Annotated in this window: 13 protein-coding genes; 7 read left to right on the top strand and 6 right to left on the bottom strand. The window is 62.7% G+C overall.

Features of this window, described 5'->3' with window-relative positions; genetic code table 11:
• A complete protein-coding gene (locus B3B04_RS10705) occupies window positions 1-1,512 on the bottom strand; it encodes an acetyl-CoA hydrolase/transferase family protein (protein WP_292042734.1) in 1,512 nt (503 codons plus the stop codon).
• A 120-nt stretch (window positions 1,513-1,632) separates the two neighbouring features.
• On the bottom strand, window positions 1,633-1,776 hold the full coding sequence (locus tag B3B04_RS10710) for a hypothetical protein (protein ID WP_292042737.1): 144 nt from the start codon (window positions 1,774-1,776) through the stop codon (window positions 1,633-1,635).
• A gap of 103 nt (window positions 1,777-1,879) precedes the next feature.
• On the opposite strand from B3B04_RS10710, the gene B3B04_RS10715 reads away from it, so the two are divergent.
• Both B3B04_RS10715 and recO read left to right on the top strand, forming a co-directional pair.
• Window positions 1,880-2,344 (top strand): nuclear transport factor 2 family protein, encoded by a 465-nt coding sequence (locus B3B04_RS10715; protein ID WP_292042739.1) that lies wholly within the window; start codon window positions 1,880-1,882, stop codon window positions 2,342-2,344.
• A 1-nt stretch (window position 2,345) separates the two neighbouring features.
• Entirely contained in the window at window positions 2,346-3,077 is a 732-nt protein-coding gene (gene recO, locus B3B04_RS10720; protein WP_292042743.1) for a DNA repair protein RecO, read from the top strand.
• On the opposite strand, the gene recG is transcribed toward recO, so the two are convergent.
• Complete coding sequence (gene recG / locus B3B04_RS10725; RefSeq protein WP_292042746.1) at window positions 3,074-5,158, bottom strand: ATP-dependent DNA helicase RecG; 2,085 nt, start codon at window positions 5,156-5,158, stop codon at window positions 3,074-3,076. The two genes, recO and recG, sit on opposite strands and share 4 nt — an antisense overlap.
• 101 nt (window positions 5,159-5,259) lie before the next feature.
• Between recG and B3B04_RS10730 the strand changes: the two genes are divergently transcribed.
• Window positions 5,260-5,589: a succinate dehydrogenase assembly factor 2 gene (locus tag B3B04_RS10730; protein ID WP_292042748.1), complete on the top strand. Its 330-nt coding sequence runs from the start codon at window positions 5,260-5,262 to the stop codon at window positions 5,587-5,589.
• Window positions 5,589-9,038 carry a transcription-repair coupling factor gene (mfd, locus tag B3B04_RS10735; protein WP_292042750.1) on the top strand — a complete coding sequence of 1,150 codons (3,450 nt, stop codon included), beginning with the start codon at window positions 5,589-5,591 and terminating at the stop codon, window positions 9,036-9,038. Before B3B04_RS10730 ends, mfd begins: the two co-directional genes overlap by 1 nt.
• A 64-nt stretch (window positions 9,039-9,102) precedes the next feature.
• On the opposite strand, the gene B3B04_RS10740 is transcribed toward mfd, so the two are convergent.
• On the bottom strand, window positions 9,103-11,385 hold the full coding sequence (locus tag B3B04_RS10740; RefSeq protein ID WP_292042753.1) for a fused MFS/spermidine synthase: 2,283 nt from the start codon (window positions 11,383-11,385) through the stop codon (window positions 9,103-9,105).
• Between the two features lie 86 nt (window positions 11,386-11,471).
• Here B3B04_RS10740 and B3B04_RS10745 point away from each other — a divergent pair, with 86 nt between their 5' ends.
• Both B3B04_RS10745 and B3B04_RS10750 read left to right on the top strand, forming a co-directional pair.
• On the top strand, window positions 11,472-11,966 hold the full coding sequence (locus tag B3B04_RS10745) for a CinA family protein (RefSeq protein WP_292042754.1): 495 nt from the start codon (window positions 11,472-11,474) through the stop codon (window positions 11,964-11,966).
• Window positions 11,963-12,211, top strand: coding sequence for a sulfurtransferase TusA family protein (locus tag B3B04_RS10750; RefSeq protein ID WP_292042756.1), 249 nt, complete (start codon window positions 11,963-11,965; stop codon window positions 12,209-12,211). The genes B3B04_RS10745 and B3B04_RS10750 overlap by 4 nt, the downstream gene beginning before the upstream one ends.
• Here the strand turns inward: B3B04_RS10750 and B3B04_RS10755 are convergent.
• Complete coding sequence (locus B3B04_RS10755; protein WP_292042759.1) at window positions 12,199-13,197, bottom strand: YihY/virulence factor BrkB family protein; 999 nt, start codon at window positions 13,195-13,197, stop codon at window positions 12,199-12,201. The genes B3B04_RS10750 and B3B04_RS10755 overlap by 13 nt on opposite strands.
• Before the next feature lie 147 nt (window positions 13,198-13,344).
• Here B3B04_RS10755 and B3B04_RS10760 point away from each other — a divergent pair, with 147 nt between their 5' ends.
• The gene (locus B3B04_RS10760) at window positions 13,345-14,676 is read left to right on the top strand and encodes a diguanylate cyclase domain-containing protein (RefSeq protein ID WP_292042762.1); all 1,332 of its coding nucleotides are present in this window, start codon (window positions 13,345-13,347) and stop codon (window positions 14,674-14,676) included.
• Here B3B04_RS10760 and B3B04_RS10765 read toward each other — a convergent pair.
• Window positions 14,673-15,824: a bifunctional 2-C-methyl-D-erythritol 4-phosphate cytidylyltransferase/2-C-methyl-D-erythritol 2,4-cyclodiphosphate synthase gene (locus B3B04_RS10765; protein WP_292042764.1), complete on the bottom strand. Its 1,152-nt coding sequence runs from the start codon at window positions 15,822-15,824 to the stop codon at window positions 14,673-14,675. The genes B3B04_RS10760 and B3B04_RS10765 overlap by 4 nt on opposite strands.
• Between the last annotated feature and the right edge of the window lie 45 nt (window positions 15,825-15,869).

The raw sequence follows: 15,869 nt of genomic DNA on the forward strand, positions 1-15,869 counted from the left end.
TCAGGCCGGCATCATGCTGCCGGTATCGATGAAGCGCTGGTGCCACGACAGGGCCTCGGTCAGCATGTGCGGCGTTTGCAGGCCGTACGATGACGTCAGGGCGCGGTCGTAATAGTCCTGCAGCATGTCGCGATACATTGGGTGGGCGCAGTTATTGATGATGACCTTGGCGCGCTGCTTGGGCGACAGGCCGCGCAGATCGGCCAGACCCTGCTCGGTCACGATGACCTGTACGTCCTGGGTGATGTGATCGACGTTGGACGCCATCGGCACGATCGCGGAAATCTTGCCGCCCTTGGCCGTCGACGGCGTAACGAAGCAGGAAATGTAGGCGTTGCGGGCGAAGTCGCCCGATCCGCCGATACCGTTCTGGATGCGCGAACCCATGACCTGCGTCGAGTTGACGTTGCCGTAGATGTCCGCCTCGATCAGGCCGTTCATGGCGATACAGCCCAGACGGCGGATCACTTCGGGGTGGTTCGAGATTTCCTGCGGACGCAGGATGATGCGACCACGGAATTGATCCATCCGGCTGTTCAGGTCCGCAGCGGCTTCCGGCGACAGGGAGAAGGCGGTGGCCGAAGCGACCGTGAGCTTGCCGCTGTCCAGCATGTCCAGCATGCCGTCTTGCAGCACTTCGGTATAGGCGGCCATGCGGTCGAACGGACCTTCGTTCAGACCCGACAGCACCGCATTGGCCACATTGCCCACGCCCGATTGCAACGGCAGCAGCGAAGCGGGCAGGCGGCCCTGTTTCACTTCGTTCTTCAGGAACTCGATCAGATGACCGGCGATGGCGCGGGCATTGTCGTCCGGTGCGGCGAACGGCAGGTTGCGGTCCGGCTTGTCGGTTTCGACAATGGCTTTGATTTTGTCCGGATTGACCTTGAAGGTCGGCTGACCGATCAGCTGGTCCGGCTTGACCAGCGGAATCGGCACGCGGTTCGGCGGCAGGGCCGTGCCGTAATAGATGTCGTGCATGCCCTCCAGCGCCGGGTTCTGCCAGCGGTTGACCTCGAGGATGATGTTCTCGGCACGGTCCAGCCACGTCTTGTTGTTGCCCACCGACGAGGACGGCACCAGATCGCCGTCCTCGGTGATGCCGGCTACCTCAACCAAAGCTGTGTCCAGCGGGCCAAGGAAGCCCTGCCATGCCACCGGAGCCACCTGCGACAGGTGCATGTCGAGGTATTCCATCTTGCCCGTATTGATCTTTTCGCGGGCAATGGGGTCGGAGTTATAGGGCAGGCGGAACTCGATGCCGTCTGCTGCGGCCAGTTCGCCATCCAGCTCCGGTCCGGTAGATGCGCCGGTCCAGACCTTGATGCGCATCGGGTCGCCGGCCTCGCGCAGCGCCGTCATACGGGCGGCCAGCGCGCTCGGCACGGCCTTGGGATAGCCCGAACCGGTAAACCCGCTCATGCCTACATTGGCACCATTGGGAATAAGCGCGGCGGCATCCTCGGCGGACATCACCTTGGATTGAAGGGCCCGGTTGCGGATCACAGACATACTCTACCCTATAGAAGTACCCCGACATTTCGGGTGTCGATCATGGCTTAAAGGCGGCAAGTGCCTGATTCCAATGCGCCATTGGTCGAAGGCGGCAGAGTTAAAGCGCCTGACCTGGCTTTAAGTGCCCGGCGGGAGGGTGTTGACCATCCATGGAATGCCGAAACGGTCGATGAAATTGCCATAGCCGGGCGACCAGGCGTAAAAGTGCATGGCCTCGCGGCACTGGCCCATAAAGCTCAGACTGATCACTAACTTCATCATCCCCTGCTTCAGAGGTGGTGGTGCGTGATATCGTGTCGGAAAACTCTGGCTACGCAGCCAGACTATGCTTTTCAGCCCTTCGGAACAAGAGTAGAACATTTCCATGCTGGCTCTCGTCCTTTCCTTGTTGGTTCTGAGCGAACCGCTGCCCACAGCTGCCGAGCAGGGGGCCATCAACTCTGTGTTGGATGGGCTGCATCAAGCGGCATCCAAGGCGGATACACAGGCCTATTTCGACAGTTTTACCGCTGATGCGCGCTTTATCGGTACCGATGCGTCCGAGCGTTGGTCGCTTCAGGCGTTTCGCGAATACGCTACGCCGTACTTTTCGCGCGGGCAGGGCTGGACCTACCATCCCTCCGAGCGGGTGATCACCGTGGCCGATATCCCGTGCCGCTGTGTGGCTTGGTTTGACGAGCAGCTGGACAATGACAGCTATGGTCGCACGCGTGGCTCCGGTGTGCTGCGGTTGACGGATGATGGATGGAAGGTCGAGCAATATGTGCTCAGCTTTGCCGTCCCGAATGACCGCGCCCGTCAGGTGGTACAGACGATCAAGGGCAACTGATTTGGAGTTTCAGGACGAAGCTTTTGTGCTGTCGGCCCGCAGCCATGGCGACACAGGCGCTGTGGTCGAGCTGCTGACCGAACAACACGGACGTCGCGCGGCCTATGTGGCGGGCGGGGCGTCGCGCCGGATGAAGCCGTTCTTGCAGCCGGGGGCCAAGGTGCTGGCCGATTTCCGGTCGCGCACTTCGGACCAGCTGGGATCGGCAAGGCTGGAGCCCATGGGTGAGGGACCTGCGGCTCTGTTCGATGATCCGCTGGCCCTGACGGGCCTGAGCGCGGCGGCTGCCGTCGCAGGCGGAGCCCTGCCGGAACGCGAGCCGTTTCCCGGGGCCTTCTATGCTTTCGAAGCGCTAATGAACGCCTTTGCCGTGCCGGAAATCTGGCCGGCCATCTTTGTGCGGTTCGAGGCAGGGCTGCTTGAATCCTTGGGCTTTGGCCTTGATCTTAGCCGCTGTGCCGCAACCGGAGACACCGATGAGCTGACCTGGGTCAGTCCGCGTACAGGCCGTGCCGTCAGTCGCAAGGCGGGTGAGCCCTATGCCGACAAGCTGTTACGCCTGCCACCATTTTTACTGGGCGCACAGGCGGGGCTGGACGATGGCGACGTGCGCGACGGTCTGGCGCTGACGGGCCATTTCCTTGAGGCACACATCTTCCATGCGCTGAACAAGCCGCTGCCTGCCGCGCGCTTCTGGATGATCGACAAGCTGCAAGAGGCGCAGCGCCTTTAATCGATGCTGCTGCGCTCTGTGCGCCAGTCGAACAGGCTCTCCAACACCTGAATGGCCTGACCGCGCGGGCTTTCCAGCTTGGGATCGCGGTTCAGTATCAGGCGCGCATCGTCGGCGGCGGCCAGCAGCAGATGTCGGTGCCGGATCGGATCGGCAAAGCGATAGGCCGGAAAGCCGCTCTGTTTCAGGCCCAGCGGATCGCCGCCACCGCGCAGGCGGAAGTCTTCCTCGGCAATCAGGAAGCCATCCTCACTGTTACGCAGGATTTCGAGACGCTTGGTGGCTGTCTCGCCCAGCCCGCCATCCTCGCCCGCGCCATACAGCAGAATGCATGACGAGGCCTTGGCTCCTCGTCCCACGCGGCCACGCAACTGGTGCAGTTGGGCCAGCCCAAATCTGTCGGCGTGTTCGATCACCATGATGGAGGCGTTGGGCACATCCACGCCAACCTCCACCACAGTGGTGGCGACCAGAACCGGCAGCTCATTGGCGGCAAAGCGGTTCATCACCTCTTCACGCGCCGCACCCGGCATCTGGCCGTGGGCCAGCCCGACTTCTGTGCCCAGTAAACGGCGCAGCGCCTCGGCGCGATCCTCGGCAGCGGCCAAGTCGATGGCTTCGGATTCTGCCACAAGCGGACAGATCCAATAGGCCTGTGCGCCAGCCTCAACAGCCGCCTTCAGCCGTTTGGCCACCTCGCCAATGCGGGCCAGCGGCAACACGGCGGTGGTGACCGGCGTTCGGCCCGGCGGCTTTTCGTTCAGGCGGCTGACGTCCAATTCGCCGTACTGTGTCAGTTCCAGCGTGCGCGGAATAGGCGTGGCCGACATAGACAGCAGGTGGACGCCATCGCGGCCCTTGTCCTGAAGCTGCTGGCGTTGGCGCACGCCAAACCGGTGCTGCTCGTCGATAACAGCCAGAGCCAGATTATGGAAGCTGACGGCATCCTGGAACAGGGCATGGGTGCCGATGGCAACCTGCACCTCTCCGGCGGCGATGGCAGCGGCCTTCTTGCGTTTGACCGCAGGCGTGTCCCGTCCCGTCAGCAGGATGGAGCTGATGCCGGCTTCCTCCAGCATCGGACCCAGCTTTTCATAGTGCTGGCGCGCAAGGATTTCGGTGGGGGCCATCAGGGCCGACTGGAAACCGCTGGAAGCCGCATCGGCCAGCACCACAGCCGCCACAGCGGTCTTGCCCGAGCCAACATCGCCTTGCAGCAGGCGGGCCATCTGCTCGCCGGACTTCAGGTCGTGACGGATTTCCTCGATGGCACGGGCCTGTGCATTGGTCAGCTTAAACGGCAGGGCCGCCAGCAGACGGCGCGAGGCCTCTCCATCCTGAAGCACGGGCGCAGGGGTGGATTGACGGTTCAGCTTGCGGCGGGCCAGAGCCATCTGGTGGGCCAACAACTCGTCATAGGCCAGACGTGCGCGGGCAGGGGCGTCGGGCGACAGGTCCGCCTCGTTCTGCGGGGTGTGGACGGTGTTCAGCGCCTTTTGCCAGTCGGGCCAGTGGCGCTGTTTGATCCATGCTGCGTCCTGCCATTCGGCCAAAGCCGGTGCCAGCGCGACCGAGGCCATGCACAGTTTGCGGATCTGGCGCGACGACAGGCCTTGGGTCGCCGGATAGGTCGGTTCGGCCAGCGGGATTTCGTCGGCCTTTTCCGGTGGCAGCACATGGTCGGGGTGCGATATCTGCACCTCGTTGTTGAATTTCTCGACCTTGCCGGTGACCAGACGGGTCGAGCCGATCGGGGCCAGACCTTCGATATGGCGCGGTGATCCGGCAAACCAGATCAGATGGATAAAGCCCGTGCCGTCATAGGCGCGCACCTTGATCGGCGCGCCCATGCGGTGCGGGGGGATCAGCCGGTCGATGGTGACTTCGAAAATGCCGATCTCGCCCTCGACGGCCTCGGCGGCGGTGGTGCGGCGGCGAAGGACCACGCCCGACGGCGGATAAAAGACCAGATCGCGCACCTTTGGCCCTGCCAGTTTCTGGATCAGGGGTGCCATGCGCGGGCCCACGCCTTTCAGCGTGGTGACGTCCGCATACAGGGGAAAGAGAATCTCTGGCCGCATCACAATCACCATAGCCTGCCCGAGAGAACTGGCGAAGCGCTCGCGGGAACGCTATCTGACACGCTTGCTATTTTGGTTTGCGTAACAGGCAAGGATAAAGCGTGGCTGATCTGACTTTCCGCCTCGAGAATGAAAAGCACGAGACGGACCGCAAGGTGCGTCTGGGCCGGATTGCCTATCGCGCGTGGCGCCGTGGCTTCCGCGAGGCCGATATGGTGCTGGGCCCGTTCGCCGACCAGATCGCACCGGACTTGTCCGACGAAGAACTGGTCATCTTTGAAGACCTGCTCGATGTGGAAGACCAGTATCTGTACGGCTGGATCATCGAACGCGATCCGACACCGCCCGAACATCAGGGGCCGGTGATGGACAAGATCCGCGCCTTCATGCGCGAACACGTGTCGGCAGAAGTGGCCAAGGGTATCGGCTAATGGTGACAGCGCTGGAACGTATCGACGCCCCCCTCGGCGGCGCGCCAGAGGGGCTGGATGCCCTTGTGATTGCCGAAAAGCTGAAGGCTGTCGGCGGGGCGGCCCTGTTTGTGGCTCGCGATTTCCAGCGCTCGAACAACTTTATTCAGGCGTTCAGGTTTTACTCCAAAGACATTGAAGTTCTTGAATATCCGTCATGGGATTGTCTGCCATACGACCGTCTAAGCCCTACGGCGGCGATTGCGGCACAGCGTATGGCGACGCTGACGCGATTGGCCCTGCGGAATCCGTCGGACAAGACGCCATTGCTGGTGGTGGCCACCGTCGCGGCCAGTGCCCAGCGGGTGCCGCCGCGCGAAGCGGTGACGGTCGCGGGCTTTGAAGCCAAGGTCGGCCAAGACCTCGATACCGACGCGCTGGAAGCCTATGTGACGGCCAATGGCTATCGCCGCGCCTCCACGGTGCATGAACGCGGGGAATACGCTGTACGCGGCGGGGTGATCGACGTCTTTCCGCCGGGTTTTGACGAGCCTGTGCGTCTGGACATGTTCGGCAGCGAACTGGAATCGATCCGCGCCTTTGATCCTGAAACCCAGCGTTCCAGCCGCCAGCTGCGCGCGATCAGCCTGTCGCCGGTGTCGGAAATTCTGATCGATCAGGCGGCGATTTCGCGTTTCCGCACCAACTATCTGAATCTGTTCGGGGCACCGGGTGACGAGCCCATGTATGCCGCCGTCAGTGAGGGCGCCCGCCGTCAGGGCATCGAGCACTGGCTGCCGCTATTCTATGACCGGCTGGACACCTTGTTCGACTTTTTCGCCGATGAGGCGCCGGTGTTTCTCGACCATCTGGCCGAAGAAGCCCGCGCCGAGCGCTGGAATCTGACGCAGGACGCCTATGAGGCGCGCCGCGAGGCGGCCAAGGGTAAGGGCGGTTCGGTCTATCGCGCTCCGGCCCCCCAACTGCTCTATCTGGACGAAGAGGCGTGGAACTCGGCGCTGGCGGGCAGGGCTGTGCGCCGTCTGTCGCCGCTGTCCACCGGATCGGGCGAGGATGCGGGCGGTCGTTTGGGTCGTAACTTCTCCGCCGAGCGCGCGCAGGACAGTGTGAACCTGTTTGCCGCCGTGGCCGCCCATGCCGAACAGATGAAGGCGGCAGGCAAGCGCGTGCTATTTGCCTCATGGTCAGAAGGTTCGGCAGAGCGTCTGGCCGCCATGCTGGGCGATCATGGTTTGTCGCACGTGATTGCGGTGCGCGACTGGAACGATGTGCAGGTGGCCCCTGACGGCGTTTACCTACGCGCTGTGCTGCCGATCGAGCATGGCTTCGTTACAGATGATCTGGCCGTCATTTCGGAAGCCGATATTCTGGGTGACCGTCTGGCGAGGCCCAAGCGCAAGCGCCGCGCGGCCAACTTCTTGGCCGAGGCCTCGGCGCTGACAGCAGGGGATCTGGTGGTCCACCTGGATCACGGCATCGGTCGGTATGAGGGGCTGCGCACCCTGAGCATTCAGGATGCGCCGCACGACTGTCTTGAACTCTTGTATGCGGGTGAGAGCAAACTCTATCTACCTGTTGAAAATATTGACCTTCTTACTCGCTACGGCACCGATGCCGAGGGCGTGCAGCTGGACCGTCTGGGCGGTGCCGGATGGCAGGCGCGCAAGGCAAAGGCGAAAGAGCGTCTGCGTGCCATGGCCGAGGGGCTTATCGCTCTGGCGGCCAAGCGTGCGCTGAAGGTTGGCGATGCCATCACCCCGCCAGCAGGTCTGTTCGACGAGTTCTGCGCGCGCTTCCCCTATGAGGAGACCGACGACCAGTTGAACGCCATTGGCGATGTGCTGGAGGACCTCGGCAAGGGCACGCCGATGGATCGCCTGATCTGTGGTGACGTCGGTTTCGGTAAAACCGAGGTGGCGCTGCGGGCAGCCTTTGTAGTGGCCATGAGCGGCCAGCAGGTGGCCATCGTCTGCCCGACGACCCTGTTGGCGCGTCAGCATTTCAAGACCTTCTCGGAGCGTTTTGCAGGCTGGCCTGTCACGGTGCGGCACCTGTCGCGCATGGTCACAGCCAAACAAGCCAATGAGACGCGCGCAGGGCTAAAGGACGGCACGGTCGAGATCGTGGTGGGCACCCATGCGGTGCTGGCCGAACAGGTCGGGTTCAAGGATCTGGGTCTGGTGATCGTCGATGAAGAACAGCACTTCGGGGTCAAACACAAAGAGAAGCTGAAGTCCCTGCGGGCGGATGTTCACCTGCTGACCCTGACGGCGACGCCGATCCCTCGCACCCTGCAAATGGCGCTGTCGGGCATCCGCGAGATGTCGATCATTGCTACGCCTCCGGTCGACCGTCTGGCGGTGCGGACCTATGTCACGCCGTGGGATCCGGTGTTGGTGCGCGAGGCCCTGCTGCGCGAGAAATATCGCGGTGGTCAGGCCTATTATGTCGCGCCGCGCCTGAAAGACTTGCCGGACATCGAGAAATTCCTCCGCGAACAGGTCCCCGAGATCAAATTCGTTGTCGGCCACGGCCAGATGAGCCCGACCCAGTTGGAGGAGGTGATGAGCGCCTTCTACGACGGCGAATATGATGTGCTGGTTTCGACCACCATTGTGGAAAGCGGCATCGATATTCCGACCGCAAACACCCTGATCGTGCACCGCGCCGACATGTTCGGTCTGGCGCAGTTGCACCAGATCAGGGGCCGCATTGGTCGATCAAAGGCACGGGCTTTTGCCTATCTGACCACCGATCCCAAACGCCCGCTGAGCCTGTCGGCAGAGCGCCGCCTGCAAGTGCTCCAGTCGTTGGATAATCTGGGCGCGGGCTTCCAGCTGGCCAGCCACGATCTGGATCAGCGCGGCGGCGGCAATTTGCTGGGCGACGAACAGTCAGGCCACATCCGCGAGGTGGGTGTGGAGCTGTACCAGCAGATGCTTGAAGATGCGGTGGCCGAACTGCGCGAAGCCGGCGAACAGGTTGCTGATCGCGGTTGGTCACCGTCGATCAATGTGGGTGCTTCTGTATTGATTCCAGAGGATTACGTCCCTGACCTAAACCTTCGCCTGAGCCTTTATCGCCGTCTTTCGGATGCCGAAAAGATGGAAGACCGAGAGGCATTGGCTGCCGAACTGATTGACCGTTTCGGTCCTCTGCCGGAAGAGGCGCAGCAGCTTTTGCGCATTGTCGGGATCAAGGCCAACTGCCGTCAGGCCTGTATCGAAAAGATCGATGTGGGGCCCAAGGGCGCGGTGCTGACGCTACGTAACAATGTCTTCCCCAATCCGATGGGCTTGGTCGGACTGATCCAGAAGAACCATCTGACGTGGAAGATCAGGCCTGACCAGAAGATCGTGGTGAAGGGCGAATGGCCGACACCGGATGACCGTCTGAAGGTGGCCGAGCGCATCACCACCGATCTGGCCCGGGTGGCCAGCGCGGGCTGAATAGACAAAGACCCTGCACCGGATGCCGTTGCAGGGTCTTTTTTGTTTCAAGAATGTATGTCGTCTAAGGCCACATATGGCGCTTCAAGGCCCCGAACAGATCGACATAGTCGTCGGTCCACGGCTTGACCCCGCCCGCATTCCATTCCGACCAGCGGCCATCGGCGCGGAAACCTTCGAGGGCAGCGTCATTGCGGGCGATGATCACGGCCTCGGTCGAGGCTTCGGCCATGTCCGGCGCATCGGGGTCTTCGGCATAGCGCTGGTGCAGATAGGGGGCATTCAAGGCCTCGGCTGCGGCCATGGCGGGGCGAACAATGTCGAGGTGGCGGTTGGACAGGTGCAGCACCAGCACGCCGTCGTCCGTTAGCAGCTCCAGATAGTTGGCAATCGCCTCCTGCGTCAGCAGGTGGGCGGGCACGGCGTCGGACGAAAAGGCATCGATCAGAAGATAGTCATAGCTGCCCGCCTGTTCCTTTTCGAGCGTGAGGCGGGCATCGCCCAGCACCGTATTCACCGGACCGTCGGCACAGTCGCTGATGAAGGTAAACCAGCGCGGATCGCGGGCCATACGATCCACGGCGGGGTCGATCTCAAAAAAGGTCAGGCTGTCGGCGGCGCGCTTATAGGCGGCCATGGCCCCGCTACCCAATCCGACCACGCCGATGTTCACGGCAGGCTTTTGCGCCTGCACCTGTAGGGCCGCCTGACCCAGAGGGGTGGAGTTGGCATAGTACATGGTGGGCTGACACATCACCTCGGGGTGGCGGGCCTGTGCGCCATGGATGGTGGTGCCATGCTGCATGACGTGGACGTCGCCGCCGAGGTCCAGATCGACCGTGCGGCCAATACGCATCACGCCAAAGAAGCTGCGGTCCACAAACACATAGTTATAGCTGCGGCTGACGTATTCGCCGCCAAAGGTGCACAGCGCCATGATTGCGGTGAAAGCGATCACCTTGTCGCGGATCAGGAAGGCGCAAATCCCTGCGCCCAGCACCATGAACTGGGCCGTACGCATTATGCCGAAGCTGTCGGAGACAAAGGTGCGGATACTGTCATTGTAACGCATGATCTCGAACAGCATCGGCAGGAAGCTGGCTATGGATACGCCCCCTACCAACAGCAGAATCTGCTTGCTGGTCCACGGTGCGCCATCGGGTCTGCGAACGAGGCAGGCCAGCACCAGAACGACCGGATATTCGATCACTGTCTTGAACACGACGGGTGCGATCAGGGCCGTAAATGCCCCACCCAGCACGCCGCCCAGCGACATAAGCAGATAGAACTCGGTCAGCCGGTCCGGCGCGGGGCGACGCACGGCCATCTGCTGGTGGCACATCAGGGTGGTCAGGAAGAAGACCAGCAGATGCACCACAAACAACAGGGCAATAGACGAGGTGGTGCTGCCCAAAAGTGTAGTCACCAGCACAATTGCCGCTCCGTGCAGGAGCAGGGTCACCGGCAGCGGTATCCATGGCCGCGTTTGGAAGGCGATCACAAAGGTCAGCAAATACAGCGCCAGCGGTACGACCCACAGGAAGGGGGCCGAAGCCACATCCGTCGACAGGTGCGCCGTCACTCCCAGCATCAGGCTGGAGGGAAGGGCCGCAAGGAACACCAGCAGCAGTTTGCGCCGGACGGGAATGGGCGCGCTGCGCTCCAGCGAGGCGCTGGCGTGGCGTACTACATTGCGTCGCGACCAGATCAGCACGCCCAACAGGATCACCAGAGCGACAAAGATGCCGTACCCGACGGTCCAGGAAGCACGCTGGGCCGACAGGGACGCCAGCGGCTCGATCAACACCGGATAGGACAGCAGGGCGAGGAAGCTGCCGAGGTTCGAGGCGGCGTAAAGCACATAGGGGTTCTGGCCGCTGCGGGTACCCGCTTGCAGGCGGGCGAACCAGGCTTGAAGCAGGGGTGCTGTGGCCGACAGGACGGCGAACGGCGCGCCGATGGAGACGATCAGCGTGCCCAGCAGCCACAGGATCGGCTGGTTGGTGTCAGGCTCTCCCAGCCCCAGTCGCACCTGCAGCGGTAGAAATAACGCTGCGACCACCAGCACCCCCAGATGCACAATGGCCTGCATTTTGAGCGTCGGGATGCGTTGCAGCAGGTGAGCATACAGATAGCCCGCCAGCAGGGCCGCCTGAAAGAAGACCAGAGAGGTATTCCACACCGCCGGTGATCCGCCCAAAAGCGGCAGGATCATCTTGGTCACCATCGGCTGGACCACAAAGACCAGCGAGGCAGAGGTGAAGATGGCGACGGCGAACAGCAGGGGTGCTAAAAGTCCGCCCGAAGGAAGCGTGGCAGGCGAGTGTGCAACAGTCTCGTCGGTCAAAGGCGTCCCCCTAATGCTGGCCATTATGCGCCGCTGGAAATCAGCTTATTCCGATTTCCTTGGCCATGGCAAAGGAGTTGAGACCTGTGTTTTCTGAAGATGTTGTTGGCCTTGCCAAGGAAGTCCTGACTTTGGCTGGAGACGCAGGTGTGATGGTGGCTACGGCCGAGAGCTGCACTGGCGGACTGGTGGCAGCGGCCCTGACGGAAATCGCCGGATCGTCCAGCGTGGTTGACCGTGGCTTTGTCACCTATTCCAATCAGGCCAAGATGCAGATGCTGGGCGTGCAGGAGCAGACTCTGGCAGACCATGGCGCGGTGTCGGAAGCTACCGCGCGCGAGATGGCGGCGGGCGCGGTGGCCCACTCGGCAGCCTCGGCGGCAGTGGCGATCACGGGCATAGCGGGTCCGGGCGGGGGATCGGATAATAAGCCGGTCGGTCTGGTACATTTTGGCGCGGCTAGGGTGGACGGTACGATACTTCACATCGAGCGCCGCTTTGGCGATCAGGGCCGCGAGAAGGTCCGCGAGGCGGCGCTGAAACAGGCGCTGGAGTTGCTGGCCGAGGCCCTGAAGGCGTGACCGAGGTCATTACCGTTGATGCTCGGGGCCACAAATGCCCCGTTCCGTCGCTGCGTCTGCGCAAGGCCATGGAGGGCAGCGAGGGCGGTCAGGTGTTTGTCCTGCTGGCCACTGACCCGATGGCACGCATCGATGTGCCGTTCCTGATGCAGGAAACGGGCGGTCAGGTGGTGTCGATAGAAGACGAGCCCGATGGCGGTCTGAAACTGACCGTTAGCAGTGGCGGAGTGGCTCAGGACCGCTGACGGCGGCGATCTGCCAGATTGACCACACGTTTAGCGCTGTCGGCATCGACCGACGTATTGTTGGCCGTCAGGGGCGGGGTGCGCATCTTCCACGCCAGCTCCAGTTCCGTCGCCATAGCCCCGCCATAGAAGACGGCGTTGACGTTCCACGACAGCCAGATCAGCAGTACCACCACGGCACCGACCGATCCATAGGTCGCGCCCAGATGCACGATCTGCTCCACATAGATGGCGCACATCCACGAAAACAGCGCCGACATGCCGGTGGCGAACAAGCCGCCCAGTGCCGCAGCCTTCCATGCCACGCGGGTGCTGTGGCTCATGGCATAGCGGTAGAGCATGGTCAGGCCCAGCCACAGGCCCACATGGGTCCATACGCCATCAAAGGGCATCATGGCCTGCGCCAGCGGTTCCTCGGCATAGGCATGCTCTATCAGGCGCCATGTGACCAGTGCGCCAGACACGATGGTGAACAGGGCAAAGGCCGCCAGCGCGACCAGAAACGCCAGCATGTTGAATTTGAAGAAGCCGTGAGGCTCCTGCTCGTCATGGATCAGGTTCAGACCCGCCAACAGCGCCTTGAACCCACGGTGTGCGGCATAGCCACCGATGACCAGGGCGATGGCGCTCTGGGTCGAGACGGCTCTGACAGAGCTGTTGGACAGTCGCTCGATCTCGCCGATGAAGATGGCGCGGGCGGCGGCGGGAATCGCTTCGGCCATGGCGGCGACCTGATCGCTGACATTACCGATAGACAGGACCGCCTGATAGAAGCCGATCAGAATGGCGATGGCCGGAAAAATGGCCAGCAGGGCAAAGAAGGTCACGCCGCCCGTATAGAGCATGACATCGCGTCCCCAAGAACGCGTGAAAGCCCGGACCAGAAGGCCGCCCCAGAAACGCGGCGACAGCGAGCGACGGTCCAGAAGCAGGGCGGGTTCTGCTTGTGCCGGACGCGGCGATGTATCGGTGTCGTGAAGTTTCATGCGGACGCCATAAAGAAAAAAGCGCCCCAGAGGAACCCAAGGTCTCCCCTTGGTTGCATCGACTTTACGATGCGTGACGTAAATCCGTTGATTGCCTCTGGCATATAGCCAAGCTTAAAAGAGTAGCAGCGTCAGGGGGATGAGTTTTTGGATACCATACACCCGTCGGACTTCGCATCGCGTGTGCTGGTCGTCGCATCGGAAGATGGCCGGCTAAATGATCTGGCCGCCCGATTGGACGTCGAGGGCTGGCCCACCGTGGTGGTGCCCGACATGTCGGCAGCTATCGAGACGGTACAGCGCGGTGCGATCGACGCGGCCCTCATCCATCTGGATACCGAGGCTTTGCAGCGGTTGGATGAACTGCGTGCGGCGGCCCCGTGGCGGTATCTTTCGATACTGGCGCTGGGCGGTGACGGGGCACCCCCGCCCGATGTGGTGGACCTGCGTTTGTCGGGTCATGCTCATCCGTCCCAGATTGCCCAGCGGTTGGAACAACTGGTTCGCGCCGCCATTGCCGAAGAAGAGTTCCGGCTGAGGGCCGAAACCCTGTCCAGTTATGGCATCGCGCTCGAACTGCCACAGGATCAGGATTCACCGGTTACGGTGCTGGCTGTGGGAGCGGCGGATCACCGTTTCCTCGGCCTCAGCAATAGCCTGTCACAAGCGGGTGCCCAGGTGGTGGCGGCACCCACGCCCTACACAGCGTTTGATTATCTGCACGAACGCCCGTTCGATGCGACCATTCTATGGGGCGGTGAAAACCGTTCGGTCGCTATGTCGATCGCTTCGGGCATGAAGCGAAATACGCGGCTCTATCACATCCCCATCATGCTCTATCTTCAGCGTGGGGATGAGGTGAACCTGACCGACCTCTATAATCGCGGCTTTGCTGATGTGGCCAATGCCACTGTCAGCGAGGCCGAGACGGCAGAGCGGATCATGGCTCTGGCACAAAATCACCGCCGCCGCGCCGCCATCCGCAAGGCGCTGGACAGTGTGCGGGTGTCGAACCTGACCGATCCGGTGACGGGCCTGTTCAACAGCGAGCCGTTCGCCCACCACCTGCGCCGCGTCTACAGCGCCTCGCGCTCGCGTCAGCGCAAGCTGTCGCTGTGCGTGTTGAAGGTGGTGAGGACCGAGGCGCTGGGCATCATCAATCAGGGCGGCTATCTGGACCGTGCCCTGCCTCAGGTCGGGGCGATGATTTCGCGACTGGTGCGGGTGGAGGACACGGCCGCGCGCCTGTCGCCCGACACCTTTGCCCTGATGATGCCCGCCACGGGGGCCGATGCCGCCCATGTGGCGGCAGAGCGGATTGCGGCAGTGATCGCCTGTACCGCTTTCGAGGCCGGCGAGGGCCGCTCGCCCTTTGTCCTTGAGTTCGATATCGGCGTGGCCGAGATGAAGGAAGGCGAAGGCCCGATCCAGCTGCTGGAACGGGCCGTCGCCGATGCGCGCACCAAGGCGGCAGCCTAGGCCGGCATTTCGATCGAGCAGACAGCCTGTGCCGCCAAGCCTTCGTTGCGGCCGGTGAAGCCCAGGCCTTCGGTAGTGGTGGCCTTTACGCTGACAGCACCCAGATCGAGGCCGAGGATGTCGGCAATGCGCTGGCGCATGGCGGCACGGTGCGGTTTGATCTTGGGGCGCTCGGCAATCAGCGTCACGTCCACATTGATGATGACGCCGCCCTTGGCCTTGGCCAGTTCATAGGCGTGGGCGAGGAAGGCGTCCGAGGATGCGCCTTTCCAGCGGTCGTCGGTCGGCGGGAAGTGGTCGCCGATATCGCCCTCGGCAATCGCGCCCAGAATGGCATCGGTCAGGGCATGCAGGCCCGCATCGGCATCCGAATGGCCCAGCAGGGTGTGGGTGTGCGGTACCTGAACGCCGCACAGCCATGTACCCGTGCCATCACCCTCGACCCAGCGGTGGACGTCATAGCCCATGCCCACGCGGGTGACTTTACGGGCATTGTCGGGGAGCAGGCGTTCAGCCATGGCGAAGTCCTCGGGGTAGGTCAGTTTGAACAGATCGGCCTCTCCGGCCACCAGACGCACGCGGCCACCGTGCGCAGCGACCACTGACGCCTCGTCGGTGGGGGCATCTTGGCCGGTCCATGCGGCGTAGGCGGCGCGGATGGTGGAGGGGCGGAAGGCTTGGGGGGTCTGGGCGCGGTAGAGGTTTTCGCGGTCGACGACCTCTCCCATCAGTTTGTCGGCATCGCCGCGTCGTAAGCTGTCAGCGACGGGCAGGGCAGGCAAAGCGCCTTCCGCGTCGGCCAGCGCGTCCAGAAGCGCGTGGATGGTGTGCGCCTTAAGGAAGGGGCGGGCGGCATCGTGGATCAGCACGGGGCGGTCATCGTCGAGCGCCGACAGGCCCGCCTGTACGGAATCAGCGCGTGTCGCTCCGCCCGTGACAGATATCCAGCCGTCGAGGCCGTCCAGCGCCTCGCGAGCGCGGGGCTCGGCCCCGTCAGCCAGAACCAGAACCAGCGGATTGGCCCCTGCCGCCAACAGGCTTTCCGCCGACCAGCGGAGGAGCGGCTTGCCGCCGACGGTGCGCCATTGCTTGTCCCCGCCCGCGCGAGAACCCGATCCGGCAGCGACGATGATCGCAGAGAAGGTCATGGATTGCCTTCTAAGCGCCCGTTTCATGGTTGACGAGGGGGCATT

This window comes from Brevundimonas sp. UBA5713 (genome assembly GCF_002419815.1).
In the GTDB taxonomy this organism is placed as follows: domain Bacteria; phylum Pseudomonadota; class Alphaproteobacteria; order Caulobacterales; family Caulobacteraceae; genus Brevundimonas.

Excerpts from the sequence above, each read along its gene's own strand:
- B3B04_RS10705 (WP_292042734.1), bottom strand. The coding sequence starts at position 1,512 with ATGTCTGTGATCCGCAACCGGGCCCTTCAATCCAAGGTGATGTCCGCC.
- B3B04_RS10710 (WP_292042737.1), bottom strand. The coding sequence starts at position 1,776 with ATGATGAAGTTAGTGATCAGTCTGAGCTTTATGGGCCAGTGCCGCGAG.
- B3B04_RS10715 (WP_292042739.1), top strand. The coding sequence starts at position 1,880 with ATGCTGGCTCTCGTCCTTTCCTTGTTGGTTCTGAGCGAACCGCTGCCC.
- recG (WP_292042746.1), bottom strand. The coding sequence starts at position 5,158 with ATGCGGCCAGAGATTCTCTTTCCCCTGTATGCGGACGTCACCACGCTG.
- mfd (WP_292042750.1), top strand. The coding sequence starts at position 5,589 with ATGGTGACAGCGCTGGAACGTATCGACGCCCCCCTCGGCGGCGCGCCA.
- B3B04_RS10755 (WP_292042759.1), bottom strand. The coding sequence starts at position 13,197 with ATGAAACTTCACGACACCGATACATCGCCGCGTCCGGCACAAGCAGAA.
- B3B04_RS10765 (WP_292042764.1), bottom strand. The coding sequence starts at position 15,824 with ATGACCTTCTCTGCGATCATCGTCGCTGCCGGATCGGGTTCTCGCGCG.